The organism is Desulfovibrio biadhensis (assembly GCF_055388615.1).
The window spans coordinates 1,669,005-1,695,255 of the sequence record NZ_AP042477.1; the positions used below are offsets into that span (position 1 = coordinate 1,669,005).

The window sequence follows — 26,251 nt, forward strand, 5'->3', positions numbered from 1 at the left end:
TATCATGAATATCCTCGTTTCTGGCGCAACAGGATTCCTTGGGCTGCATGTCGTTTCCGGCTTGCTGGATGCCGGGCATGATGTGATCGCTCTGGTGCGTCCTACATCCGATCGCGCACGCCTTGCGGCCATGGACTGTGATCAGTTGGTTGTAGCGGAATATGATGGTTCTATAGATTGTGCTCTGGATATTTTTGCGCGGCATCGCCCCCAAGCTGTTATGCATTTGGCGTCCCTGGTTATTGCATCCGTACCGCATGAAGCTGTGGACCCCCTCCTGGATGCTAACATCACCCTTGGCGTCCATTTGTTGGAAGGTGCTGTGTCTGTAAAGACTCCTTATTTTATCAACACAGGTACGTTTTGGGAGCACTATCAAGGCGAGGCGTACAATCCTGTGAATCTGTACGCTGCAACCAAGCGGGCTTTTCAGGATATCCTGACATATTATACCGACGCGGCCTCTCTACAAGCCCTTACCCTTGTTTTGCATGACACGTATGGACCCGGGGACTTTCGCCCCAAGCTTTTTTCGCTCCTCAGGCGCGCAGCCGCGGGCAATGAAATTTTGGACATGACCTTGGGAAAGCAAGTGATCGACCTCATTTATGTGGATGATGTCGTCCGCGCCTATTGCAGTGCGCTTGATTATTTAGCGCAGGCTGCACCTGTCGGTATTTCTCCACCCCGATATGCAGTGACAGGGGGCGATCCCCGACCGTTGCGTGAAATCATAGAGATCTACGGCGAGATTGTGGGAAAAAAGATAGCAGTCAATTGGGGGGCGCGTGACTACCGTGAACGCGAAATGATGTCTCCCTGGTCCGGAGAGCCGCTTCCCGGCTGGCGACCTTCTGTAAGTCTGGAAGAGGGCATCCGCCTTATGGAAGGGCTTGCATGAACCACTATACGCTTCAGGTTGCCAGCGGTATTCCGCAAGTCGATCCAGGTGGAACCGGCCGCTTTATTCGTGTGCTGCTGGAGCAAGCCAAAGAATACCCCCATGTGGATTTCAAGTTCATCCATAGCATGGATGAGCGGATTTCCCTGAAAAGGGCCCTGCGAGATTTGCATCTCCTAAAAGGGGCGCGGGAAGTTTTTTTCCGTATGACAGCAGGCCGGACGCCTACGCCGCGACCTGATGATCGTGTATTGCAGCGGGCTGACCATGTGCTCATCATGCACCCGCAAACACTTGGTTATACATGGTGCGAAGCGTTTCTTCGTAAAAGGCGGAAGCCGACATGGCTGTTTGTTCTGGACGCCAGTTTTTTTTGCATCCGCTCGTACAACCATATTCCAGGAGAACAGTCTGCTTGTCTGCGGTGCCTTGGTGGCGATTTCTCGCAAGCGACCACCTTTAATTGCCCCGATTTTCCTTGCCCGCAACCAGGTTCGGTGCGTTTTCTCAAACTATTGATGAAATGCGCGGCAAGCGGAAAGGTCCGTTTTCTCAGCCAAAGTGCTAATCACGACGCCCTCCTTCGCCAGCATTTCGGTCCTGATGCCTGGATCAAACGCGCGGGCATGCTTGCTGATTTTGACTTGCAGGCAGAGCGAAGCGCTTCCGCTTCTGACTATACCGGGCATGTGGTTTTTCATGGCGCACAATTGGAACCCAAAGGAGCCAGGTGGGCATTGGAAGTCGCCCGGGCCTGTCCGTCTGTTCCTTTCCTTTTCCCCTTCGACAGTGTTTTTGCTGCTGGATATGGAACGCCTCCTTCCAATGCGGTTTTCCACCCCATGACTTGGGAAACTGGTCTTCGGGAGGCCATTGAAAATTCCAGAGCAACACTTTGCCCCAGCCTGTGGTCCGCGCCAGTGGAAGGCGCTCTTATCAAATCGATCATCCATGCTCCTGTTACGGCGGTTGCAGCCGAGGAGACGGCGTTTTGCTCCACTTTCCCCGATAATGTCTTGCTCAAGCTTTCGAAGGATCCTGAGCAGGCTGCCGCGCAGTTGTTGTCCAGCCCCCCGCCTTCTCGCGAAGCAATTCTGCAGTGGTGTGACAGCTATTATAAAAGCAACAAGAACATCTTGGGGAATTTGTACGCTGCAATGGGGTTTGCAGGGGCGTAACATGGCAGTAAACGGGTTTCTGGTCTTACCGGTGGAAATCGTGCTTGCGCCTCTTTGTATGGAGGGGGGGCAGATGATCGCGGTCTGCGCCACTGTCAAAAGACTTCTCAAGATCAACTAGTCAGGGCCGGAATTCTTCTGGCAGATTTTCAGGGTGGGACGTTCTTTATGTCTATGGTGCGGAATGGACTGCGAATGATTTGGCGAAAGTGCCCCTTAGGCATGCGTATTTTGATGTTGCGTGTGCTGGTGCGTTTGCGTCTGGGGGCCGGGGTTTCTCCTTGCGATGCTTATGATGAAGATGCCGATGCACAGGTCATGGTGCTTGGGTTTTTCTCTTTATATACAGGCCTTGGCGAATCCGCCAGGTTGTATGCTGATCGTGAAGCTGCAAGCGGGAAAAAGATCATTCGTGTAGATTTTACCTCGCTCTATCAAACGCCGAACATGGAGCCTGCAGAAGAGTTGCTCGGCATTGCTCAAGCCCGCACCATCAAGGGGCCAGTGCGCGTGGTGGTCCACTGCAACCCGCCTCAGATGCTGACACTTTTTCTGGCCCTTGGTGCAGCTTTTTTACGCGATAAATATATCGTAGGGTACTGGGCCTGGGAATTGGAAGCGGTTCCCCCCGTCTGGAATTTTGCCCTGCAATATGTGCACAGTGTGGAAGCGCCGAGCGAATTTACTGCCAAGGCTATCAGAAGGGCCACGCGCAAGCCCGTAGTGGTCAAGCCGCACCGGGTGAAACCGGCGAAACAGAGCGGCAGAGGCTATGCAGAAGATGGGGTGACGCGGGTCCTGTTCATGTTCGATATGCCGGCGCGGCTTTCACGAAAGAATCCCCTTGCTGCCATTGAGGCGTTCCGGCTCGCGTTTGGGAACAGTTCCAACGCCCACTTTACGATCAAGGTGGGCTCGCCCACGGATTCCGTGGATATGCGTCGACTCCAAGAGGCCCTCAAGAAATCGAGCAACATTGAGTTGCTGACAGAGGCCCTGAGCGACACGGAGCTTGATAGGCTCTATGCCGCGCATGATATCTACCTCTCGTTGCATCGATCAGAAGGCTATGGACTCACCCTGCATGAGGCAATGCAGCGGGGGTTGCATGTCGTCGCAACGGGGTGGTCGGCGAATACCGAATTCATGCAAGGGCCCAGAGCGCATTTGGTTGATTATGAGCTTGTCCCCTTACAGGAGGACGCCAAGGTTTTTGGTGTAAAGGGTGCGCGGTGGGCGGAAGCCGATACGCAGCATGCTGCACGTATTCTACAGACAATTGACACACAGGAACGAGAGGGACGCAATGAGTAGTCTGCTCATGCTTTGCGGGACTGCTTGTCTGTTGCTGCATGTGCGCTGACTATGGCAGTTGTGAATATTGGCTGGTACAAGAACTACACCTTGTTATAAAAGTGCGTTTTTAGTGAAGAAATCATCGTTCCAATAAATGGATCATACTGGATGAAAAGACATGTCGGACAATTTTCACGGCATGTGAGATGATAGATTCGCAGAGGTATACCTTTTATCAATGACAACTACGTTATCAATTATTACTCCTTCCATGAATCAAGGGGAGTACATAGAACGCGCCATTGAAAGTGTTGTAAGGCAAGGTTTGCCTGGTGTGGAATACGTGGTCGTGGATGGCGGGAGCAATGACGCGACACTTTCAGTATTGAAGAGGTACGACAAAGGCATCACTTGGATCTCGGAATCCGACTCTGGGCCAGCGGAAGCGATCAACAAAGGCTTTCGGATGACTTCAGGTGATATTCTTGGATGGTTGAACGCAGATGATATATATTGCGGCGAAGCGTTCTCTTGCGTCATTGACGTCTTTGCAAAAAATCCCTCTGTTGATGTTGTGTATGGAGACGCCGTATACATTGATGACAATGAAAAAGAGATAGGCTTCTACCACACTGAAGACTGGAACTGGGAGCGCATGCAGCAGACCTGTATAATAAGCCAGCCTGCAACGTTTTTTCGACGTAGGGTTTTTGAGCAATTCGGTCCGCTCAATGAAACCCTGCGGATAATGGATTATGAATTTTGGCTGCGACTGGGGCTTGCAGGAGTGCAGTTTCAGCATCTACCCGTCAAAATAGCGGGAATGCGACGGCATCCTCAAGCCTTTTCGGTTGCGCAGCGCCTTGAACTGCACCGGCAGTCAAATGATGTCACGAGGGATCTCCTGGGGAGAACCCCAAGTTCTTGGCTGACAGGTTGGGCCTGTGCGTATGTTGAGAGCAAGAGGGTGGCGCCCGGAACGTTACTGCATGCTGCATTGGGGAAGATCATTCTGCCGCTGTATGCTTCGCTGTACTGGAATAAAAAGATTGAAATGGAATTATTCAAAAATATTGTACGCAATTGCATAGCTGCGCTCAGCAAAAGAAGTATCGTCCCAAATAAGAAGAGTTAAACCCCACATAGTGTTGTTAAAGTGTGTTTTTCTGCAAGTTTGCATCGTATTGCAAGCGATCAGTGAGTTTTGTTGCTGATTACAACTACTCAATTATTGCCATATTTTCATTCTTTTATTGTTCGTGGTGATAATGGAGAACCTTGCCAAGTACGCTGCTCCTTTCCTTTTACTTCCCGCCTCCCTTTATTTACGTAGCTTCGTACGTTTGGCGAGTTTCTCATCGCTAAGCAGCTCAGGCTGTGTATTTAATTTTTACCATCCAACACTTTATAGAGGACTACAGGGCAAAACTTGCCATCGTAAATTTTCTGCAAAGTTATGTCTCGATAGTGTATTGTTTCTTCTGAATAATACATTTTAAAATAGGGGTTGTCTGAGTCTTTTTCAGGACCGCGTACAAAATTTTGAGAGTAGTATTTTGATATAATGGCAACGTCATATTTGGATGTAGGAATTCTTTCTTTTTTTCCCCACCAATCATTTCGAAGAGTCTGCGGAAAATCGGAGACATAGGGAGTGCTGAAAATGTGTGGCTTATTGCCCTTGCCAGCTTTTTCAATAATTTGCCTTATAGTTTTCAATTCTGCACTGCAATTTGATACATTTGAAACATAGGCATGTGTCTTTGGATCTGCAAAAAAAGAGAGTTGATACACACCTATCAGAATAATCATGTAAGCAACTAATATGATGATGTTGTTGTCTGAGCGGCCATGAACGCGAGAAAAAGAAAACCTTAACTTTTGCTGGATGGACTTATATGCAAATAAAAATATCCATAGATATATAGTAATCAGAAATGGGACCAATTGGAAAAGGTAGTGCTGCCAATCTATTATAACCGGTTTTGACCAATAGAGAAGGCTGATGCAAAAAAAGCAAATGGTGGCTCTAACAATATCTCCTTTTTTCAAGGTTATTGTCTGAGGAAACGAAAGAAGTAGCGCTAACACTGCAAGGCTGAATGGCGCCATTATTGCCAGTAATTGGCGCAAATAGTTGATGGTCCAGTCCCAGGAGATGGAAGTACGGTATTTATTGAAATGGGAGGAAATGCCAAATATTAATTCGTATAATAAATTTAACTTTTCAAATGTATCTGGATACGAGAATAATACATAACTGATGAAAAAGAACAAAATAAAAAGTACAATACCTTTTACATTTCGTTTAGTGTAGATTATAAAAACCAATGTGATAAATATAAATGCAGGTACTTTGATAGCAAGGCAAAGTCCAGCCAATGCTCCACATATGATGTATTCTTTTAATTTTATATTTTTTGGAGTGAATAAGGTGTAGAAAATTCCCAATATGCTTATTAGTAAAATGTCTGGGTAAATGCGGAAGATATATCTTCCCATAAAAAAATTAATAGAAGACAATAAAAACAGGAGAAAAGCAATACGGAAAGATTTGAAAGCTAAATAGTTAGTGTCTGTATTTCTTTCTAATAGTTTATAGATTAAAACATAATACATTAAAATTAAAGATATACAATTGATTGCTAGGAAAGAGTAGTGTAAACTTATGGTTGGATCGTTAATTGAAAAAAATAATCTGTATATTGGTGAAATGAGTATCAGGTCAACAAAGCGAATTAATTTATACCAACCAAGCCCATACACATCCAGACCGTAATTCGAAAACACGTATGTTTTAAGTGCAGAGTCAATATGAAGAACAGCATCAATATCGAAATATTCGATAATGTCCTTTGAAACGGTAATTTGAGGGATGAAATAGAAAAGAACCCACAGTATGCCGATGATGTACAGGAAAAGTTCTAGTGGCCACGTTGGTATCTTGTTCCATTGCAGGCCTAGATAATGTCTTCCAATATCTTTCAAGAGTCGCCTCACCCAGACAATAAGCAGTGATTGTTGTAACCCAACAAAAAAGACACCTTTCAAACGTTGATGCGTTGACCCTCTTAAATCATCCCACAAAATAATAAAACAACATGCCTGGCTCGGTAGTGGGGGGCAAGTGTTGGTATGCCACTTCAACTACTGTTTTGCTTGCAGGCTTCCGCCAAGATATTCTTGCCCCCGTGGATATGGCAGGTGCTGCCCTCAGAAAAAGTCCGCTGGGAAAAATACCTTGTTTGTATCAATCTAGCTGCTCAGGTAATTCGTAAGGGTGCCCGTATGGAGGGGCACGCCGTATACACGCAAATATCCACGATAATTATCCTGCGTGTTGTTCCTCAAAGGTCTACAACGCATCAGCATTTAAAAAGGCAACTTGTGCGCAAAAAATTAGCTTATTGCTTCACAATTTTTTGGTGCCACATTTCCAAAAGCACGAGTTTGTAAACGAAAAATATTCCGGGCCAGCCCTGCTGTAAAAGACTGGTAAGAAGCGTGTCAATTTTGTTGTTGTCCAGGATGCCATCGGCAACCAGCTTGCCATCGCGAAGGATAGCGCCATACTCAGAAATTACGCCGGTCAACCATTCTATCACAGGCGGCTGGAAGCCCGCTTTAGGCCGAGAGAGCACGTCCGGCGGCAGTACATCTTTAAGAGCAGCGCGTAGCCAGGCTTTCTGTCCAAGTGTATGGTCAGGGTGCTTTGCTCGAATCGTCATCACAAGTTCAATGAGGGGCGCATCCAGAAACGGCAAACGCGTTTCGACACCTGTCCCCATGCTGACGCGGTCGCCCAGGGACAGGCAATTTGAGACGAGCCATGTATCGAAAAGGAGGCGAATTATGGCTGCCGGTATTTTTTCAAGGCTACGAGGCCCGATTTCGGTGGGTCTGAAGGGATTTTCAGAGGCCAGGTCACGCATGGCGTTGCCATAAAAGGTGCTTTTTATACTAAATAAATCGCTGAAATCCGGGGCTGCATGCATGAAATGCAGTTGCCCCTTTGGCCTGCGTATTTCCGCAAGGTCAAGAATAACCTTGAACCAACCACGCGCCCTAGCCGGCACGCGATGGGAATGCGCAAGTTTTTTGAGGAGGCGTATGAAATCGGGCTTGTTTAAGAGGGCGGCCAGACTGGATACAGCAGGGTGTTTCGCAAGCATTTGATTGGTTCGTGCTGTACCTGTTACCCATGAATAGCCCCAAAAAATTTCGTCACCACCGATTCCGGTGAGCAATACTTTAATACTGCAATCAGATGCAGCTTTGGGAACCGAAAAGTGCCCAAAGGCGGCTGGATCAGCAATGGGCTCATCCATGATGTGGACAAGGCTTGGAAAGAACTCGACGAAACTCTGTACAGGCAGTTCAACTTCATGAACGATCATGCCCAGTGATTCCGCCAAAGCCCGCGCCTGGGCGCGTTCATCATAAGGGGGGCGCCCTGGATACCCGACACAAAATGCGTGCATGGGTTCAGGATAATGTTTTTGCGCAAAAGCGGCGATGGCGCCTGAATCGATGCCGCCGGACAAGGCAACGGCAACAGGCACGTCCGCGCGCAGGGTCATGAGCACCGCTTCCTCAAGTTTCTCGCGAATACTCGCAAGAATGTCAGCTTCTGTCTCAGGAGAGGGCGATGGATCTACGATATCTTCCACATTCCAATACCGATGCGGCGTGGTTTGCCAAGCATCAGGGGACAACCACATGGTATGCGCTGCAGGCAATTTGTGGACATCGCGCAGCAAAGTGAAGGGCTCGGGCACGTACTGGAAATGGAGGTACAAATCGACAACTTCGGGATTCAAGTCCGGTTGTCGCCCGATGAGGGGAGTCAAAGCTTTGAGTTCAGAAGCGAAGATAAAACGATCCGCGTCTTGATAATAAAAAAGTGGCTTTTCTCCACAGCGGTCGCGCCCCAAAAAGAGGCTGCGTGTCTGCGAATCCCAAAGGGCGAATGCGAACATGCCACGGAAGCGGTCCACGCAGTCGCGGCCCCACACTTTATACGCTGTCAGCAAAACTTCCGTGTCGGAATTGGAGGAGAAGTGCTCTCCAAGTCCTTCCAGTTCTTTGCGAAGCTCCACGTAGTTGTAAATCTCGCCATTGAAGGTGACCACGTATCGGCCATCCTGGCTGAGCATCGGCTGACTGCCGGTATCGGTAAGATCGATGATTGCCAGGCGAGTGTGCCCCAGTTGGGCATGGGCGTCAGTGTATGCGCCGTCGCCATCCGGACCTCGGTGAGCAAGGAGTGCGAGTTCCTTAGCATTCAGAGGTGGGCGATTTCCTGGTTCTCGGTGGATGACACCTAAGATGCCACACATTATGATGCCTTCCTTGTCATATTTCTGATGTTAAAAGCAAGATGGTAGAGCACAAACTTTTACATATCACCAATGTTGCCGAAAAAAGAAGTGTGATTATGAAAAAATTATAGTTCAAAATTCTAACGGTAGATCACAGATGACATGTGAAAAGGTGAAGGAGTAAGTGAAGTTTGCCATATATATAATTGTTGTGGTTGGAGGGTGAAGTGTAATGCATAGAAAGAATGTACTACCCTTCCACACACTGTTGCAAAAAAACATCTAAATTATTCCCAAGTTCAGCTTTGCAGAATTGCTTATTGTAGTGCTCAAAAAAATGTGCAGCTATGGGATGGTCGAGGACGTTTTGTAGCCCATGCAGCATAGCTGGAGCATCATCTTCAGAAACGGGGCAGCCAATCCCGTACTCCCGGACCCGGCGCCCCATTAGGCTGCGGTTGCTAACGAGGATAGGTTTGTAAAAATGCGCAGCCTTGCCCAACATGTTACTGCTAATAGGGAAATTTCGATAAACGGCGAAAATGACGTCACTGGTAGCGATCACTTCGTTCATTTCACGTTCGTCTTTGAAGTAGATGTCACGAAAGAATATATTGTCTACATTGTTATCAGAGAGGGTCTCTAATATCTTCTGTTCTTCTGGGCAGAAGGAGTGGGTATGCACTTGTCCAACTATTGCGAACAAGTAATCCGAAGCTTCAGGAGACGTTGCCATCTCATAAAATTTAAGCAGGTTTTTCCGCCCCTCTATTGAACCACATAAGAGGACGATTGGACGTCCTTTAGCTTTGCAAACCATTTCCCTTGTGATCTGGCCTTCTTCCTCAGGCAGGTCTCCGTTAACAATGTCAGGCAAAAAAGCAAATATGTTCCTTTTTTGCCGGGCACGATAAGATTCCACAGCCGCTTCATCTAGGAAACATAGCCCCTTGAACATTGGGTCCGAGAAATATCCTTCAGTACCGGCCTGATTTCCGGTTAAAGGGGCGAATCGGACGCCCCCCCACGGTATTGACATACGAACATGGGGGGGGCGCCACAATGAAGGCTTTGTAATCCATACGTCAGCGTACATGGACAAAAGAACGTCAGGTTTCCATTGCAGCATGCTCTGGGCAGCATTGGCAGCTGCCGACAGGTTTCCTGGATAGCGCTCTCCGGTATAATGCATGGCTGGAAAAAAAGAACGTACGAGTTTGCTAATGCCTTTTTGAAGATACCACATTGGTGGGGCAAACACATGCAAAAGACTACGTTTCAATATCACCCGCCAGGGTAAGTCAAAGGTTACTCTGACCTCTGGGAGATGGTGTGCGTACATGTGGCCGCGATAATACCAGCGATGGAAAAACGAATCTCTTGTTTCCACCACATCTTCTTCAGTGTTTGGGCTGGATGCTTGGCCGTTCGCTATCCGCCGCTGTCTCAACAACCGGTTTTTCAAGCGCTGGCGGAATGAGGGTGGAAGAGGGAGCGTTTCCGGCATGAGCAACACAATCAAGCTCTCGGAGGCCGTAAGGTCGTGATTCTCCAGTACAGATAACATAACGGCAGGAACAGGCGTCATGATAACGACACGGTAGCCACGTTCCAGAAGCAGTGCTGCAAACATGGCAGTCCATGATTCATGGTGTCCAGTGCCGGATATATGATTGTAAAGAAGGATGGAACGAGGCATTTATTGAGAACTCATAATGTTGTGAAAATAGTTATATCTCGTTTATGGAATTGAATGATTTCAAAATATTTTTGTAGGTTGTAACTATAGGTGTAAAAGTCTATTGATATAGAGAAAAATAAATAAGCAACTCGTGTGCGTTATCCACGGAATGCATAGTCACTGTGGATAAATGGGCATAGAGTGTGTGAGTCGCTGGAATTTTCAGTATGTGCGCCATACTTATTGTTTAGGTAAAGGGCGATGTGGATATGTCGACACTTTCTCGGATCATTTTATTGTTTAAAATAATTAGGAAAGCTGTAAATAAGTATGTGTAGAGTGCCTGTCCATCAGTAAAAACTGTTTGTATAAAGTTGCGCTATTTTTCTAAATGTCTTTGAAGAAAATAGTAATCTGTTGGATGTCCTCTGTTGAAGGTGGCATTCACTCAATCTGTCCTTGTAGTCTACTATTTTTTCAAAGCGTCACGAATTTTCAAAGCAAGTAAAGTGAGTAGAGGTGTTTTTCGCCTGGTGCAAGTTGCCAACTCCTCTTCTACTTTGTTTAGGGTACTTTGTAGAGTTGCATTCTTTGCAGTGAAATTTTCAAATTCCTTTGTGAAGCTGCCAAGCTGCGCATTATATGCTACTATTTCTTCACTATATTCATGGCATTTTGCTTTAAGTCGGGAAGTCAACTTGGAAGACTTCTTACGTGAGAAGCGAAGGCGGTCACGCAAAATATGAACAGCAGCTTCTTTGTTGTCCGCATAAGAAATGAGGAATTTATCTTCAAAAAGAAGATAATCGAGTCCTGATTCAAAGAATCCAGTCAAGGCATCTTCTGGCGTGCAGACAATTGGCTCTTCATGCAGATTAAAGGACGTATTTACAATGGACGGTACGCCTGTCTTTTCATAGTAAATTGTTATGGCTTCATGGATGAGCGCGTTGGTTTCTCTGCTTACCAATTGAGGACGAGCTGTGCCGTCTACATGAACTACAGCAGGGCATTTTTCCTTCATTAAATCTGTGCAGTTGGCTGTTATTGTCATAAAGGCGGCCGCGCGTTCTATTTGTGAGGCGTTTTCGTATAGCAGGCTCGCATCTTCCACACGGGATAAGGGGGCAAAAGGCATGAACTCAGTACGGTTCAATTTATTATTCAATTGCGCATTAATCTCCGATTTGGTGGCCTGAGCCAGAATGGAGCGATTCCCCAGTGCACGCGGCCCCATCTCCATGTTGCCCTGGAATACGGCAACAATGTTATCCTCACTTAAGAGAGTGGCGAGTTTTTCTGCAGGTGACGTCAGCGTTTCATAAGAAATGTTTCTACGAATGAGTTCCTCTTCAATAGATGCAGTAGGAAATGCGGGCCCATAATAGGTTGACGTCATTGGCTCAGGCGAAAAGTCCTTCTCTGTCATTATTGCGTGCCAAGCTGCGCCAAGAGCTGTGCCATCATCGGTCATGGCAGGTGCAATGAAAATCTCTTTAAAGCCCGACTCCAAGATCAATTGGTTCACCTTGACGTTTGCAAACAGGCCGCCTGCAAGACAAATTCTATCCCCTGTTATGCCATTCTCCCGTGCACGCGTCAGGATTTTCAGGATATGCGCTTCAAGAAATTTTTGAATGGTTGCAGCGATATCCTCTTTGGAGAATTGGGCTAGTGCATCTCTGAGAGGCTTAATTCTATCCTCGATTACAAAAATCGAAGGGGAAACGTCGAAGTCCCTTGCAAAATTCCACGTGGTAGCTTGGCTTGTTATCGCAATATTGTCTTTGTACCATTCAGTGAGCAATGCATAGCACTCAGAATTAGATACACCGTATGCAGCAAGACCGGTTACCTTTCCTTCATGTTTGTTCGGTGTGAACCCAAGAATTGCAGTAATGAGAGAATAAAGAGCAGCAATGTCAGGGTGAGCGAGCCTGGTAAACATTTCAACAGGCTCTACACCAGTATTCCTGCTGGCTTGATATAGCCCGCCTAACCATGGATTACTGTAAATGCCACCATCATATGTTAGGCACAAAGATGAATCGAATCCGCTAGCCCAAAAAGAAGAGTGCGTATGGGCGAGATGGTGACAAACTTCTATGGTTTCACAGGGTATCGAATCTTTGAATTGAAGATAACTCTTTGGGTGCGCCGGTTCGTAGATGTTTGAAGTTGTTTGAAGCGTGTTGTCAAAAAGTTTGCTGGGCTTTATATCGCCGTTTCCAGAAAAGCCATTTGAGAGTGCGACCTTAGAAATCCTGTCCCAAGGTATTTGATCGAGTAGTTGCGTTGGAGGTCTTCCATCCTGTTTTTCGCGAGTTAATCTCTCAAGTGACATTGCAAAGAGGAGCTTGCCCGTAGGAGCGACTATTGCAATGGAAGTATCATGTAGACCATTGTAGTTTATTCCTACAATGCTTCCCGTTGGGATGTCTTGGGGTATAATTATCATACAAAAGTATCCATATAAATTACGAATTGTTATTGAAAAATGAGAATGAAGTGTTGAGTTGAACACTCGCACGCAAGTCAGCGTAGAAAAAGATATCTTCAGGCTGCGTGATAACAAGGCGTGCAGATTCCATATCAAAATACAGGTGAACAGCTGCTGTTTTTTTCAATATGGAGGGTCCAAATCCGTAAATTCCAGGGCGAAGATTTGGTTTGTCGACTAAAATGTCTAAAACATATTCGCCTTCATCAAAGTCCATGAGATCCTGATGCGCCTCGTAACTGTCAATGATAGCAATGCTTTTGTTTATTTCTGCGTTCAATTGAACTCTGAAAATGACATCGCTTAGTTTAGAATAGAATTTTACATGGCTTCTGATGATAAAAGAACGACCGTATTGAATTTCGTTTACGGCCTCTCCATTGCTGGAAAGTATTTCAACCTTGGTAATAATAACATCGCCTGTCCCTCCTCGCGTGCCCCCATATTCCGAAGGCAAGTCATTTTTTGAGTCTTTTGAAGAGGTTGGGCTTAATGACGACGAGGTAAAGCGCGAACGCATATTTGCATGGTCGTAGGCTTTACATGCGTCCTCAACCGGGATGACCCCTTGGCTGATTCCTTTGTGGATGAGCATACCTTTATTGCAGACTGCCCATATGGCGCCTGGAGAGTGCGACACTAGCAAAATGGTAGTTCCATCCTTTTTGAGGTTTTCAATGCGCTCGAAACAGCGTTTTTGAAAACTGATGTCGCCAACTGCCAGCACCTCGTCCACAAGAAGAACTTCTGGTGTGCCCAGCACTGCCACAGCAAAGCCAAGGCGCACAGACATGCCGCTGGAGTAATTACGTACGGGCATGTCAATGAATTCTTCCAGTTCGGCAAAGGCCACAATCTCGTCAAAGCGCCTGCGGATTTCAGCAGTGCTCATCCCAAGCAGGGCGCCGCTGATATAAATGTTTTCGCGTCCCGTGTGCATGGGGGAAAAACCGGCGCCGGCGGCAATGAGCGCCCCAATGCGGCCGCGCAGGGTGACCTTGCCGGCATCTGGAGAGTATGTCCCGTTGAGAATGCGAAGAAGGGTGGTCTTTCCAGACCCGTTGACACCCATGATTCCGAGTGCATCTCCCGGTTCCAGCTCAAAATTAATATCTTGCAGTGCCCAAAACTCCCCCTTGCGGAGATGTGGGGCCTTATCCATGCCAACGCTGCGGCGTAGGCTGTCCACCAGTCCATATTTCAGGGCGGTGCGTAGGGAAAGACCGAATTTCTTTCCTACTTGTTCTACGACTACATTTGATTTTGACATTATAGACGCTCAGCGACAAGGTCCTGGATGAGGTAAAAGATGCGGAGGGCGATTGCAAGACAGATCAAACAACCTAGCGTGACTATGAAATAGATACCGATATCTTTTGGATCTCCCTTAAAAATAAGATCGCGGGGAGCTTCAATAAGGTATGTAAGTGGGTTCCATTTGATCGCCATCTTCGCTAGGGGCGAATCAACATTGTCGGCAAGATAAGCGACAGGTGTCGCGTACATAAGAAGCCCAAGGCCCTGCGACACTATTGGCGTGAAATCGCGAGCAATAGAACCGATAACGGAAAGCACGAGACCGAAAGCGATGCCAAGCACTAACATGGGCAGTACCATGATTGGATATATTGCATACCACCATGTTGGAGCAAAATCGAAGAGAAAGAAAACAATGCCCATGGTGACCATTCCAATGAATATGGAATAGACGACACCTGCAAGTCCGCTTGTGGCCAGGGCAAATTTTGGGATATTTGTGCGCATGACCAGATCAGACTGGGCCTGAAGGCCATTACTGACAGAAGCCATTGCTCCGGTCATGCATCCCCATATTGATGTGCCAAGAAGAATATACACTGGATAAGGAACATCTTTTACCCCCGGGTTAAGGATGCCCATGAAATACATGAAGATAAAACTGGCGATCCCAAGAAGCGGGGTGAGTAGGGCCCATAGATAACTAAAGATTTTTTGTCGGAATTGCGATGTGAAATCTCTGAGAAACAGCCTGATTATAACCTCTCGAGATATTGAAATCTCATGAATAGCCTGGCGAACAGCCCAAATCAGCCCGCCCTGACGCTCATTTGGCTGGTAGACGGTGAGAAGTGTTCCGTCCTTTTCGATAAGTCTCATGTATTCCTGCGTTTACTATATTTATGCTTTAAGGGAAAAGTTTAAGTATTTATGCACAGTAAAAAATGTTCATGCCAAATTCTCCTGGTGCTGTCCAGGTGGCAACTCCTTGTCATGGCAAGGGGGGCGGGCAAATTGTTACGGATAAGTATACAGTAAAAGCATGCCAGTAAACGCCTTCTTCAAGGTGTAGCCGTTGTATATCAGTAACAAAAAAAGATCCGTAATGAAAAGCACGGGGAAAAGGGGGCAATTAAAAAAAGTAAAAAGTTGGCAGGCAAAGCGCTGAAAAGTGGTAGTGCTTGGCGCGCATGCATGAGGTCGCCCCTGGGCAAACAGAGGGCAAAAAAATGAAAAACAGTAGTGCTTGGCGCGCATGCATGAGGTCGCCCGGGAGGGACACAGACCCAGTACGAAAAAAAACTACCCATGTTATGGGCGTTTTCGCTGCAAATGTAGGGCCTTGCTTTGGCATGAGGCGTTGTGTACTAGGTTCCCTAATGGCCCGCGCCCGTAGCTCAGCCGGATAGAGCGTCGGACTTCGAATCCGCAGGCCGGGGGTTCGAATCCCTCCGGGCGCACCAAGAAAAATTGCCAGAAAAGAGTTCCCTTCCTTGCCTCGTGCGCAGAAAAAGCCCGCCCCTCCACATCTCCATAAATGTGGACCCCACTCCATGGAGGGGCAGGCGTAGACGTTAATTCGGTATCCTACGCAAGGCCAATAACCCAATTGCCTTGAGTGTCACTTACTCTGCGATACCCGTGTTTTTGATGTTACCATACGCCCTTGGGCAACGGCAGCGTTGTCCTTATCCGTGATTTATCAAAGCGCTCTTTTTCTTGCAGCGTCCAAGCTCGGGGGGCGCTCAATCCATTTCCAGAGAACTCGGTCACGGTTCCGGGTACAGTCAATTCCACATGCGCCTGTCCGGAAGATTCGACTTCCTGAAGCATACGTTCAACTTTCTCTACTTCCTCATTGGCGCGTTTTTTGGCCTCTTCAGCTTTAGAAGCATTGCTGATCGCCATTGCTTCGCCCCCGCTTCCCACGCCTCCACCGCCACCGTCGGCGTTGCCGCCTCCACCTCCGCCACCTTCATGGCTGCTGGCGCGCAATGGAAACATCATAAGCGCAACCACTATACAAACTATAACAATCAATAAGGAACGTGATAGATGTTTCATGATCTGCTCCTTACCTGCATTGGTATGTGCGCAAGAGTTTTCTGTATGCCTCGGCCTTTACCTTGTAGGGCTTGGCTTCCGTATGCTTACCTTTGCTGCGGATTTTTCTGTACGCCAGGTTCGTCGCTTTCATGCTTATGGTTATTTGCTGACATAGTTGGCTTTTCTTGTATGGAGGCAGCGCCGCCACCCCTGGCTGTGGGGGATTTTTGGCGGATACCAGCAACGGGCCGTCAGCGTACAACCCGTGCACTTCTTTTCCAGGGTCCACGGCTGAGGCGAATTCGGTGCCTCGAATCCCCAGAGATGCGTTGGGCGTCTCCACTTTGAAGCCCTCAGGGTTCAGTTCCTTGATCGCCCCCGAAAGAAAACTCGCGGTGCCTTTGAAAAGGCGTACAAAAAATGTGGGTTTTTTCTTCTTTTCCATGAACACATCGGCAATGTGGCACTCGCTGTTTGCAGCCAGGGCCAGAATCGTCCTGTCCTTGAACATGATTTGCAGGCGGGAGGCTGCCCCTGTCGTTACTTTGTCCTTGTTGTTTATCGCCATGCCAGGCTTGGCCGGCATGGCCGACTCCCCACGCATGATATTCGCCTGCCCCTGGGCCTCCTGCACCCAGCCCACGGCGCCGGCAGCCTGCGCAAAACCGTATGAAGCGCAACTGCAAAACAGGACAGCAAGAAAGAAAACACCGAGCTGCACCAAACGTACGTCCTTCATGCCCCTACCCCCTAGGTTGTGATTTTTTGATAAATCACCAGACTTGATCCAGCAACTTTGAGACCATAAATATCTTCTCTTTGATTGGAGAGTTTTTGTCAACTTCAATGTTAGGTAATTTTGAGTGTAAGAACGACAATTTGCTGTTGTACTAGTGGTTAAAAATCAATTTTTATTTGTAATATATGATATAAACAAAAAAAATAAAGATTACATGAAGACTACTATATTTATAGTCTGCTGCCAAAACTGCTTTTTTGGAGAAGATACAGGTAGAAAACAGCAGTGAAGTGCAGTCTGTTTCTTGATATAAACTGTAACAGCCAGACATTATTCATGATATATATTTGCTGCGCGCTCTGCCAGCGTTTATGCGCTGCAAATAATTGACAGAGGGTAACGTCGCTGTGCCCCTCCCCAAAAAAGGCCTAAGAAGAATAGTGGCAGCCATAAAGCGCTGTCGCAAAACCAAAAGAATCCACCAGTACCCACCTGGGGCATCTGGGGACCATCTACGCGGCAGGGTTATGAAGGTTCTCTGCACATTTATTCTTGTGAAGTTTTCCCTCCCCCGTTAGGTCTTTGCCCATGGAAGAGCGTATTTTTGCCATAGGCGACATTCACGGCCACTACGCCAGGCTTCGTGAACTCATGGGGCGCTTGCCCCTGCAGGAGAGCGATACCCTGGTCTTTTTGGGCGACTACATAGACAGGGGGCCGGCCACCCGTGAGGTGCTCGACTACCTCATCGAGTTGCAGGCCCGGCATAAGGACATCGTATTTCTCATGGGCAACCACGAGTATATGCTGCTGGAATATGCCCGGACTGGAGATTCTGGGCTGTTGCAGACATTGCGCATGCTAGGGGTGGAGGCAACGCTGGAAAGTTACGGTGGCGCGGCAATGCGCACACTGCGGGACCTGTCTTTCATGCCCGAGGCGCACGTTGCTTTTCTTAAGGATTTACATACGTTTCATCGTCAGGCCGGGTATCTGTTTCTGCATGGTGGCCTGCCCCATGGATGCCAGCCAGAGGATTGCCCCTTGGAGCAAATGCTGTCCATGCGCGGCACGTTTCTGTCCGACCCCTGGGAAGGGCCAGAAATCATTGTCTTCGGGCATACAGCCTTCCAGACACCCTATGTGGGGGAGGGCAAGATCGGCATCGATACTGGCGTGGAAAAGGGCAATCTGCTTACGGCTGTGGAGCTGCCCCGGCTCCATTTCTATCATTCCTGAAAATCGTCGCCTTCCAGGGCGAGGTTTCCCTCCAGAAACGCATTCGCCAGTTTCTGAGGGGCTGCGTCACTTGTCATGGCGCCGTCCATCAGTCTGCTGAAACCTATAAGTCGCCCCAGCATGTCCAGCTTTTCTTTCAGAGGGGCGGCCGGCAGTTCGGCAAGAAATCCCGTAACCAGATCGCCCTGATGATCCGTGGAAAAGCCATAGGCATTCAGGATAGTGGCAATGAAACGGGCGCGACGTTCCCGCTGCACCGCGGCGGTGCCACCGCCTTTGAAACGGAAGCGGATGTAGTTTTCCTGGGGATTCATGCCGCACACGCTGTCTATCATGGCAAAATGGTAGTCCACACGCGAATTCAGGTTCATGTAATCCCGGGTGATGAGCGCGTAGTTTTGATTGCCAACGGGGCGTTCACCCGCATTGTCGAGCAGGGAGCGGGAAAACAGCCCGGCTGTGGATAAGGACGGTGGTGGTTTGCGCCAGCGCAAGCCAGGTGCGTTCATACCGCCGCAAAGGGCTTGCAGTGGTTCGCACAGTATGTTTGCCAGGCTGATTTTGCGTTTGACCCCGGATTGCAACCCGCCGCCCAGATCAATGACCAGAAATTGAAGCGGCACGTCTTCGATCCAATGCACCAGGCTGTCAGCGGTTTCCACCACGGCATCCCCTGCATGAAACAGACTGATGAGCGCTTTTTCATGGCTGAAACGCACAATGTCGTGCAGCGTACGGCATTCCTTTATGGAAAAAGTGGGGCCGTAAGCGTCCGTCAGGTTGAGCGGCACGATAAGATCGCGGAGGGCGGCCGCCATCCCTGTAACGACTGCCTGGGGAGATTGCCGGGTATGTTTTTGATCCCCGATGTTGTCAATGATGTCTCCTACTTCTTCCGGAGCCTCAATGACCAGATGATCGTCTGCGTCCACAATCACCAGCACACCCTCTGGTATGGTGTTCAGGGCGCCCGTGGCGCTGGTTATCATGGGGGCGCCGTATTCACGGGCAACGCAGGAAAGATGATCCGTGGGGTTGCCCAGCTCCACCACCACGCCTTCCACCCGGGGCATCAGGGACGCCGCATCCACAAGGCTTTGCTGCAGCACCAAAACCACGGGACCATCAGGTAGCGGTTTGGAAAGCTCAGCCGCATCATGAATAACAACACTTCTGCCAACGCCGCGGCCAGGGGAAGCGCAACTGCCGTCCGAAACAAGCTTTTTGCCCCTGAGCTTGGCGGCTACGCGGATGGATTTGCCCTGCAAACGAATGGAGCGCGACTGCAAAATGTGTGGTCGCCCTGCATCGTCCAAAGCCCACTCCATGTCCTGGGGGCCGCCAAAAAGCACTTCGCCCAAGCGCCCCCAGCGCATGAGCGCGGTAATGGCGTTTTGTTCCAGAATGGGGCGCAGGCGTTCCGCCTCGGGCACATCCTCCATGTGCAAGCCTCCGTGCGCATGCGCCATTTCTCGCGTGGTTTTTTCACGCACTTGGCGCAGTACGTCATCCGGCGCGCCGCGCATCGGTTCATACACATCGGCGGGGGCATTGCCCCCCACGGCCTGCGTGCCCAGACCGGCCACGGCCGTCAGCAGCATGCGTCCATTTTCAGGGGCGGACGGGTTCAGGGTAAAGAGGACGCCGGCTGCTTTCGCAGCGACCATGGTCTGCACAATCACGGCCATGGAAAAATCGATCACGGGCAAGCCGGCCTGTATGCGATACGCCAAAGGGCGTGGGCCAAAATTGCTGGCCACCACGTGCTTGTAGGCATCGGCGAGGGCTTCCGGGGTCCGGATGTTAAGTAAAGAGCTGAACTGCCCTGCAAAGGAGTGCTCCGGGTTGTCTTCCACCAGGGCGCTGCTGCGCGCGGAAACAGGGGGCTGCCCCAATTCGCTCCATCCTGATAACAGCGCGGACTCCAGGTCGACAGGTAAGGCGGCGTCCTGGATCATGGCCTGAATGCGCTTTGCCACATCCTGAATTTCTGCTTGCATATGTGGATCTGCCTGGCCGCCTTGTGCGGCTTCGGCGCGGGCCTCTATGGGCAGCAATTCCCGGCGAATGGCGTTTTCCAGGTCCGCTTCCTGAAGAAAATGGCGGCAAGCCTGGACGGTCATGGCAAAGCCAGTGGGGACGGGCGCGCCAGCAGCCATGAGCGCACCCAGATAGGCGGCCTTGCCGCCGATGACCCGGGCGTGCTCCACACGCGCATCGGCCAAGGGGATATACAGCAGGTCACTGTCCTTGCCTGATGCCAACGCAGTCGCCAGACGACGGATTTCTGCCGCCAACCTGTCGTACACCGTATAGAGCGCGGGGTAACGATTGTCCGAGAGACGGTTCAGACCGTCAACCAGTTCAAAGATGACTGACAACAGCTCTTCCAGCCCCTGGGGGCCTTCCGAAGCCCCTGCATGGCGCAAGAGGGCTGTATCGAATGCGCTAATGCCTTCCAGGGCCTGCTCGTTGCAGTGCAAGACGGCGCGGAATGTATGGTAGCGCGCCTTGAGATAGCGTAAGGCAGCCTGCTCCCGGGCCAGGCGTTTGTCACGGTATACCTTGCGCAGCCAGGCGATCATGACGCCTCCTGCGGGCTAAAATGCTGCACCAGCTCGTGAAAGGCGTTGCCCATCAGTTCCAGGCTGGCTTCGCGGCCCATGGAAATGTCGAGCTGTCTGGTAAAGGAGGTCAGCATGCCGAGCTGCTCCAGGGTTCGCGCCATGGTTTCCTGGTCCACGATCTTGAGGCGCCCCGTCAAAAGGTCGGCCTTGCGTTCCACGTGGAATTGCAGCGCTCCCAGTATGCGCTCTATGAGTCTGACACGGCGGGCCTTGCGTTCCGAATCGGCAAAGCCGCCGGCAAAACGGTAATAGATGTAATTCTGGTTTGGGTTTTCCTGCATGAAGGCGTCTATGACATTGTAATGATAGCCCATGTGCAGGCTGAGATTGCAATAGCCCGTGGCCAGAATCGCGAGATTCTGCCCCTGGTTGCCTGTAGGCGCCTGCAGCAGGGCGGATGTCCGTTGCATGCCGGAAAATACATCGCGCATGGATAGGCGCACGCTTTGCCGGCTGTCCCAGGCGTAGCGCAGTCCCGCCAGAAAATAGCGCATGGGCTCGGAAAGGATATCGTCACGGGAGGTGACGTTGCCGATCCCATGGGCTAAACCGCCCCCTGCGTCCACCACGTGCAGGTCCAAAGGTATGCCCATTTGCAGGCGATGTGGAGCAATGGTGTTCCTGCCGGAGTGAACATGCAGCAGTTCCTCCACGGCGCGCTCGTGGCAAAAATGGATGATGTCGTGATAACTGCGGCAATTTTCTGGAGCAAAGCCCGGAGCTGCAGCATCTGTCATCTGTAGCGGCATGATGAATTGCAGCAATCGTCGCAGGATCGTGTATTCCGGGTCCATGGCGTAAAGCTCTGAGCCCGCGCGGCGCTGCGCCAGTAACGCGTCCAGTGAGCCTGCGTAAATGGTTGTGTCAGAAGCATCCACCGTGACCGCAGCATCAGGGGGCAACGCCTGAAGCGCACCCGTGACGCCAAATATGGCGGGGATGCGGTATTCACGGGCCACAGTCGCCAGGTGCCCGATGGTGGAACCCAGTTCTGTCACCAGAGCGCCGGCTCTGCGCAAAAGAGGCGCCAGTTGCGGGGATGCGGTGCGCGCCACGGCAACAGCGCCCAGAGGGAAATCTGCGGGAACGTTGTTTTCGTCCACATGTACGACCCGGCCGGCGGCGGCGCCTGCCTGGGCCGACTCGCCCCCGTGTATAAGGGGGTGGGCCTTATCAAGAACCTCGGAAAGTTCCAGCAGGTCCGCCTCACTCTCCGTTTCCAGGGCGGCGGGCGTTACATCCACGACATGCAAAGCGCCTTTGGGCGTCAGGCGCAAATGCAGTGTTTGCGGGGAGCCCAGGCCCCTTTCCAGCGCGATGCCCGCCTCGGCGATCTGCCTTTGCAGGCCGGGGCGCAGCAATCCGGACCCGCGCAACATCCCATTGTCCAATGGTTGCACCGGCCGCGCACCGTCTGGCAGCTTTTCGACATCCGCCTTGGGCAAAATATCGCTTTCCAGGGGGGCAATGGGTTGCGTCTTGCCCAGTATGCAGCTTTCTACACCGTTGTCGTGGGCAAGCTCCAGACACATGGACCCAGGCGCCCCGCCTGGGCAATAGGTCTGCAGACTGCCGCTAATAGTGCCCGGCACGGCTTCATGTATACCCAGCGCCAAGTCACTCCAGCCGTTACGCGCCCCTTTGGCACAGGCTTCCAAAAGCGCATGGGGCAACGCTTCCGCCTCGACCTGCGTAACATGCTGCCCTGCGGCAGGCTCCAGTGTGCCGGCTGGGTGCACGGAAATCTCCAGGGGACAAACGTTCCCGCGGCGCGAGAACAGTGCATCGGTCTCTGTGCGCACGGCCTCTTCCATTGACGCGCAAAATCCCTGTTCAAGAAGCAGGCTGCAGCCCGTAACGGTGACGGCAAAGCCATCAACTGCGTTTACTTCCGGCATGCGTCCAAGTGTCGCCAGGCAAACATTGGCCATGCCGACCAGGGGCAGATTTTCCCAGTGCAGCTCGTGGTAGTCCATGGTCAGGCGTGAGGCCTCCGGTCCCAACCCGCCGGAAAGAATGTCGTAGAGAATCGACTTCAGGTATTCAAAGCGGTCATAGAGCTGGACATAGCGGTCGTCGGTCATGGCGTTTAGGCTGTAGGCAACCTGGTGCACAAGACCGCTCATCTCCCGCACGGAGCGCGAGAGAAAGGCCATATCGAAAATGTATTCGCCCCCCAGCGCACTTTCCATTTCCGCCATACGTCCCAACACATCGTTGTTCAGCTCCAGAATACGGCGGAACTTGTGGAACAGCGAACGGGTAGAGGTAGGGCTTTCCTGTTCTCTTTCGCGTCGTTTGCGACGGGATGTAAATGAGAGCAGGCGAGGGGGCATCATGCGTTCCCTTTGTGGTCCTGGGGAGTGTTCTCGGAAGATTCTTTGCGCCTGGCCTCTATGCGTTTCACGGCGTCCATGATTTCGCTGAGCTTGAAGGGCTTCGCCAGAAAATCCATGGCGCCCTTGCGGAACGATTCCTTGGCTGTATCCAGGGTGGCAAATCCCGTGATCACCACCACCCCGGTATCAGGGGCGATTTCCTGGATTCTGGTAAGAAAGCCCATGCCGTCGATGCCTTCCATTTTCAGGTCGGTGACCACGACATCAAAGTGCTCCTGCTCGATTCGTTGCATGGCTTCGGCGCTGTCGGTGAACGTCTCCACCACATAGCCTGCCTTCTGGAATGCCGGTTTGAGCCGCTTGCACACGATGGGCTCATCGTCCAGCACCAGTATGCGGGTCCTTGTTTCGTTCATGGTCATTTGCGCTCCCAATAACCGGTGCTATGCGTTGCAGAAAAAGTTCGACGTGCTTTTCCACGTCTGCGGCGGTGTGCATCTGCACATCGAGCTGCCGGGTGTAGCCCACCAGGCCGCCCAGGAGTAGCATTCGCTCCACGCCGCGCTCCAATGATAACTTTTTGATGCGCCCCACCACAAGGTCGCCGCGTATTTCCACCCTGAAATCGTAGTGCTCCAGGATTTCGGCAATGAATCGCGCGCGCCGAGAACGGCGTTCCTGGCCGGTGACGCCGCCCATGAAGCGAAAATAGATGTAGTTGTCGTTGATCTGTTCGCTCAGGTAGGCATCCACGATATTGAAGTGGTAGCCGAGCCGCAAATGGAGGTTGCAATACTCCCGGGAGACCACGGCAAGGTTTCTGCCCACGCGCACCGGGGAGGAAAGCGCGGCAGGCACTGTGCGGGTGAAGCTGGACATGAAGCTCGTCATATCCACCGCCACGGGATTCGTGCACCACATGTCGGAGTTGATCATGCCCTGCAGCAGCCCTTGCAGCGGAACAGAAAGCACATCATTGAAGTGAGCGTCCTTGTCGGGCGCTCCCTGCAGGCCGTCTTCCACATCGATGACGGTCAGTCCCAGAGGAATATCCAACACCAGGCGCCGTGGCTTGGTTTCATCACCCAGATTTCTATTTTCCGTTATCTGAATGAGTTCTTCCACGGCTTTTTCGTGAATGTACCGGGTGATGTCGTGAAACGTGCGGCAATTGGATGGACGGAAATCGTCGCTTTTCGGGTCCACCAGATGCAGTGGAGAAATACGCTTGAGCAGCCGGCGCAGCAGCCTGTATTCGTACGACTCCTCGAAAACACACTGGTTCTCGAGCTCAAAGCGCTGCAGCTCCGGAATAATGCCGCGGTAGATGACGTTGTTGCTGGCGTCCAGGGTGATTTCGTCACCGTTGTGCAAAATCTGCGTGGCGTTGCCGGTGTTGACAACGGTGGGCAGACGGTGCTCGCGCGCAATGGTGGCCATGTGCCCCGCGGGGGAGCCAATGTCGGTGATGATGCCCTTCAAGCGAGGCATGATTCTGGAATAACGCGGCGATGTGAAGCGGCTGACCAGCACTGCGCCGTGGGGTACCGTGCTCAGGTCCTCGTCGCTGTGCAGAATATGCACCTTTCCGGACGCAACGCCCTGCTGCACAATGAACCCTTCGCCTTCAAGCACCACTTCCTTGTCGTCCACGCAAACAAAAGGGGTGTTCTGCAAGGGTTCTTCGGGAGTAAAAGGGCGGGCCTGCAGGATGTACAGCTTGCTCGCATCGTCCATACTCCACTCCACCTCTACAGGGCGCTTGAGGTAACTTTCTATGGCCATGCACGCCCGCGCCAGCTCCTTGGCCTGTTCCGGGGGCAGGCTGTCCGCCTGCTTTTCATCAAAAGACAGCGTTTTCTTGACAATACCCCCTGTAGGGTCAAGCTGAAGCTGCCATTCGTTTTCCTCTTTACGCGCCGCCAGCACGTCAAAAGGAGGCGTGCGCCCCAAAATCATGGTGTCGGCCTGGATGGCGCCGTCCATCAGCGGCGCGCCAAGACCTGGGGCGCTGTATACCGCCATGCAGTCACACATGGCGTGGCGGCCGTAACAGGTCTGCAGCGTCCCGCTGACCCTGGCGGGCACCATAACCTGAATGCCCACCGCCATGGCCAGCTCGTCTTCCCGGAAGCCTAGCTGGGACCTGTAATGCCAGGCCTGTGGCGAGTACGCGCTGGCCAGGACTTCCTTACATGCCTCGGCAAGCCGTTCGCGCCGTACGCCGAGCACGCTGCTGTACTGACCGGCAAAGCTGATTTCGCCGCCTTCGCCCCATGCGCTGCTGCGCACGGCGAACAAGGGTTCCTTGCCGGTTTCCTTGCGATGGGCCGCGGCGATGGCATTGGCCTGAGCCATGATCTTGGAAGTGAGCTGCCTTGGCAGATCGCAGCCCAGAACCTTTGTGCGCATGGTCTCGCAAGCCGCGTCAAAGGCTGTTTCGTCGGTATCCTTCCAGGCCTTGGCCACGGCGTCGCTGGACGCGGTAAGGCCGCAACGTCCAAGCACTTCGCTAAACGCGCGGGTGGTGACGACAAAGCCGTCCGGCACATTCAGGCCAAGAAGATTACGCAGGATTCCCAACGTGTTGAACTTGTTGCCGGCAGCATCCACGGTTTCCTGGTCAAGCTGGTTCAGGGGGAGCACGAGGTCCGTCTGCTCCAGAAACAGCTTGCCGGACAATTCCTCGTGAATGGCCAGGCGGATGCGTTCATAGGCCCGGAACAGCTCGACGTTTTTGCGCTGGCTCAGCACGCTCAGGTCTGAAATGAGCTTGAAGACAAGGTCTTCCATCTTTTCGCAGGAGTCGCGGATGTATTGCTTGTCGAAAACATACTCACCCCCCAGCTTGTCCCCCATGTCTCCCATCAACTCGAGGATGCGGTTGTTGCGCTCTATGATTCCCTTGAACTTGCGAAACAAGGCCTGGAAGGGAACCGGAAGCGGCTTGCGCCGCCAGAAGGTGAGTAGGTTTTTGACATTCACTGTATGCTTTCCTGCTGGAAAAATTCGTCATGTTTTACTGCATGGTAAGCAAGGGGGCGCCGGTCATGGCAGTTCCCCCCTTGCATACCTTATTCCCAAACTTTGTTCCCTTACTTTGCAACACTACTTTACGTCTTACTTC

General features: G+C 51.1%; 17 protein-coding genes and 1 tRNA gene. 6 read left to right on the forward strand and 12 right to left on the reverse strand.

Annotated elements, in window-relative coordinates:
- Window positions 1-4 precede the first annotated feature (4 nt).
- From ACZ5EH_RS07280 to ACZ5EH_RS07295, 4 genes are all read left to right on the forward strand, one after another.
- Entirely contained in the window at window positions 5-901 is an 897-nt protein-coding gene (locus ACZ5EH_RS07280; RefSeq protein WP_464277462.1) for an NAD-dependent epimerase/dehydratase family protein, read from the forward strand.
- On the forward strand, window positions 898-2,079 hold the full coding sequence (locus ACZ5EH_RS07285; RefSeq protein WP_464277463.1) for a hypothetical protein: 1,182 nt from the start codon (window positions 898-900) through the stop codon (window positions 2,077-2,079). The genes ACZ5EH_RS07280 and ACZ5EH_RS07285 overlap by 4 nt, the downstream gene beginning before the upstream one ends.
- A 195-nt stretch (window positions 2,080-2,274) precedes the next feature.
- Window positions 2,275-3,393 (forward strand): glycosyltransferase, encoded by a 1,119-nt coding sequence (locus ACZ5EH_RS07290; RefSeq protein ID WP_464277464.1) that lies wholly within the window; start codon window positions 2,275-2,277, stop codon window positions 3,391-3,393.
- 220 nt (window positions 3,394-3,613) lie between these two features.
- Window positions 3,614-4,510, forward strand: a complete 897-nt coding sequence (locus ACZ5EH_RS07295) for a glycosyltransferase family 2 protein (protein ID WP_464277465.1) — start codon at window positions 3,614-3,616, stop codon at window positions 4,508-4,510.
- 248 nt (window positions 4,511-4,758) lie between these two features.
- Here the strand turns inward: ACZ5EH_RS07295 and ACZ5EH_RS07300 are convergent, their stop codons facing one another.
- The 6 genes from ACZ5EH_RS07300 to ACZ5EH_RS07325 all read right to left on the reverse strand — a co-directional run bounded on the left by ACZ5EH_RS07300 (window position 4,759) and on the right by ACZ5EH_RS07325 (window position 15,013).
- Complete coding sequence (locus tag ACZ5EH_RS07300; RefSeq protein ID WP_464277466.1) at window positions 4,759-6,522, reverse strand: hypothetical protein; 1,764 nt, start codon at window positions 6,520-6,522, stop codon at window positions 4,759-4,761.
- Between the two features lie 257 nt (window positions 6,523-6,779).
- A complete protein-coding gene (gene asnB / locus ACZ5EH_RS07305; RefSeq protein WP_464277467.1) occupies window positions 6,780-8,714 on the reverse strand; it encodes an asparagine synthase (glutamine-hydrolyzing) in 1,935 nt (644 codons plus the stop codon).
- 232 nt (window positions 8,715-8,946) lie between these two features.
- Window positions 8,947-10,395: a glycosyltransferase family protein gene (locus tag ACZ5EH_RS07310; RefSeq protein ID WP_464277468.1), complete on the reverse strand. Its 1,449-nt coding sequence runs from the start codon at window positions 10,393-10,395 to the stop codon at window positions 8,947-8,949.
- Between the two features lie 451 nt (window positions 10,396-10,846).
- The gene (locus ACZ5EH_RS07315; protein ID WP_464277469.1) at window positions 10,847-12,835 is read right to left on the reverse strand and encodes a carbamoyltransferase C-terminal domain-containing protein; all 1,989 of its coding nucleotides are present in this window, start codon (window positions 12,833-12,835) and stop codon (window positions 10,847-10,849) included.
- Window positions 12,836-12,854: 19 nt separating this feature from the next.
- Complete coding sequence (locus ACZ5EH_RS07320; RefSeq protein WP_464277470.1) at window positions 12,855-14,147, reverse strand: ABC transporter ATP-binding protein; 1,293 nt, start codon at window positions 14,145-14,147, stop codon at window positions 12,855-12,857.
- Window positions 14,147-15,013 (reverse strand): ABC transporter permease, encoded by an 867-nt coding sequence (locus tag ACZ5EH_RS07325; RefSeq protein WP_464277471.1) that lies wholly within the window; start codon window positions 15,011-15,013, stop codon window positions 14,147-14,149. The genes ACZ5EH_RS07320 and ACZ5EH_RS07325 overlap by 1 nt, the downstream gene beginning before the upstream one ends.
- A 507-nt stretch (window positions 15,014-15,520) precedes the next feature.
- Here ACZ5EH_RS07325 and ACZ5EH_RS07330 point away from each other — a divergent pair.
- A tRNA-Arg gene (locus tag ACZ5EH_RS07330) sits at window positions 15,521-15,597 on the forward strand.
- A gap of 190 nt (window positions 15,598-15,787) precedes the next feature.
- On the opposite strand, the gene ACZ5EH_RS07335 is transcribed toward ACZ5EH_RS07330, so the two are convergent.
- Both ACZ5EH_RS07335 and ACZ5EH_RS07340 read right to left on the reverse strand, forming a co-directional pair.
- The gene (locus ACZ5EH_RS07335; RefSeq protein ID WP_464277472.1) at window positions 15,788-16,198 is read right to left on the reverse strand and encodes a hypothetical protein; all 411 of its coding nucleotides are present in this window, start codon (window positions 16,196-16,198) and stop codon (window positions 15,788-15,790) included.
- Between the two features lie 10 nt (window positions 16,199-16,208).
- Window positions 16,209-16,919, reverse strand: a complete 711-nt coding sequence (locus ACZ5EH_RS07340) for a FecR family protein (RefSeq protein WP_464277473.1) — start codon at window positions 16,917-16,919, stop codon at window positions 16,209-16,211.
- Between the two features lie 588 nt (window positions 16,920-17,507).
- On the opposite strand from ACZ5EH_RS07340, the gene ACZ5EH_RS07345 reads away from it, so the two are divergent.
- The gene (locus tag ACZ5EH_RS07345; RefSeq protein ID WP_464277474.1) at window positions 17,508-18,158 is read left to right on the forward strand and encodes a metallophosphoesterase family protein; all 651 of its coding nucleotides are present in this window, start codon (window positions 17,508-17,510) and stop codon (window positions 18,156-18,158) included.
- Here ACZ5EH_RS07345 and ACZ5EH_RS07350 read toward each other — a convergent pair.
- The 4 genes from ACZ5EH_RS07350 to ACZ5EH_RS07365 are packed head-to-tail and all read right to left on the reverse strand — an operon-like array spanning window position 18,149 to window position 26,109.
- Window positions 18,149-20,743 carry a PEP/pyruvate-binding domain-containing protein gene (locus ACZ5EH_RS07350; protein WP_464277475.1) on the reverse strand — a complete coding sequence of 865 codons (2,595 nt, stop codon included), beginning with the start codon at window positions 20,741-20,743 and terminating at the stop codon, window positions 18,149-18,151. The genes ACZ5EH_RS07345 and ACZ5EH_RS07350 overlap by 10 nt on opposite strands.
- The gene (locus ACZ5EH_RS07355; protein WP_464277476.1) at window positions 20,740-23,124 is read right to left on the reverse strand and encodes a PEP-utilizing enzyme; all 2,385 of its coding nucleotides are present in this window, start codon (window positions 23,122-23,124) and stop codon (window positions 20,740-20,742) included. Before ACZ5EH_RS07355 ends, ACZ5EH_RS07350 begins: the two co-directional genes overlap by 4 nt.
- Entirely contained in the window at window positions 23,121-23,546 is a 426-nt protein-coding gene (locus tag ACZ5EH_RS07360) for a response regulator (RefSeq protein ID WP_464277477.1), read from the reverse strand. Before ACZ5EH_RS07360 ends, ACZ5EH_RS07355 begins: the two co-directional genes overlap by 4 nt.
- Complete coding sequence (locus ACZ5EH_RS07365) at window positions 23,500-26,109, reverse strand: PEP/pyruvate-binding domain-containing protein (RefSeq protein ID WP_464277478.1); 2,610 nt, start codon at window positions 26,107-26,109, stop codon at window positions 23,500-23,502. The genes ACZ5EH_RS07360 and ACZ5EH_RS07365 overlap by 47 nt, the downstream gene beginning before the upstream one ends.
- Window positions 26,110-26,251: the final 142 nt, after the last annotated feature.

Bases quoted from the DNA above. Each gene is read 5' to 3' on its own strand.
- ACZ5EH_RS07280 (WP_464277462.1), top strand. From the start codon at position 5: ATGAATATCCTCGTTTCTGGCGCAACAGGATTCCTTGGGCTGCATGTC.
- ACZ5EH_RS07285 (WP_464277463.1), top strand. From the start codon at position 898: ATGAACCACTATACGCTTCAGGTTGCCAGCGGTATTCCGCAAGTCGAT.
- ACZ5EH_RS07290 (WP_464277464.1), top strand. From the start codon at position 2,275: ATGATTTGGCGAAAGTGCCCCTTAGGCATGCGTATTTTGATGTTGCGT.
- ACZ5EH_RS07295 (WP_464277465.1), top strand. From the start codon at position 3,614: ATGACAACTACGTTATCAATTATTACTCCTTCCATGAATCAAGGGGAG.
- asnB (WP_464277467.1), bottom strand. From the start codon at position 8,714: ATGTGTGGCATCTTAGGTGTCATCCACCGAGAACCAGGAAATCGCCCA.
- ACZ5EH_RS07310 (WP_464277468.1), bottom strand. From the start codon at position 10,395: ATGCCTCGTTCCATCCTTCTTTACAATCATATATCCGGCACTGGACAC.
- ACZ5EH_RS07315 (WP_464277469.1), bottom strand. From the start codon at position 12,835: ATGATAATTATACCCCAAGACATCCCAACGGGAAGCATTGTAGGAATA.
- ACZ5EH_RS07320 (WP_464277470.1), bottom strand. From the start codon at position 14,147: ATGTCAAAATCAAATGTAGTCGTAGAACAAGTAGGAAAGAAATTCGGT.
- ACZ5EH_RS07325 (WP_464277471.1), bottom strand. From the start codon at position 15,013: ATGAGACTTATCGAAAAGGACGGAACACTTCTCACCGTCTACCAGCCA.
- ACZ5EH_RS07335 (WP_464277472.1), bottom strand. From the start codon at position 16,198: ATGAAACATCTATCACGTTCCTTATTGATTGTTATAGTTTGTATAGTG.
- ACZ5EH_RS07340 (WP_464277473.1), bottom strand. From the start codon at position 16,919: ATGAAGGACGTACGTTTGGTGCAGCTCGGTGTTTTCTTTCTTGCTGTC.
- ACZ5EH_RS07345 (WP_464277474.1), top strand. From the start codon at position 17,508: ATGGAAGAGCGTATTTTTGCCATAGGCGACATTCACGGCCACTACGCC.
- ACZ5EH_RS07350 (WP_464277475.1), bottom strand. From the start codon at position 20,743: ATGATCGCCTGGCTGCGCAAGGTATACCGTGACAAACGCCTGGCCCGG.
- ACZ5EH_RS07355 (WP_464277476.1), bottom strand. From the start codon at position 23,124: ATGATGCCCCCTCGCCTGCTCTCATTTACATCCCGTCGCAAACGACGC.
- ACZ5EH_RS07360 (WP_464277477.1), bottom strand. From the start codon at position 23,546: ATGACCATGAACGAAACAAGGACCCGCATACTGGTGCTGGACGATGAG.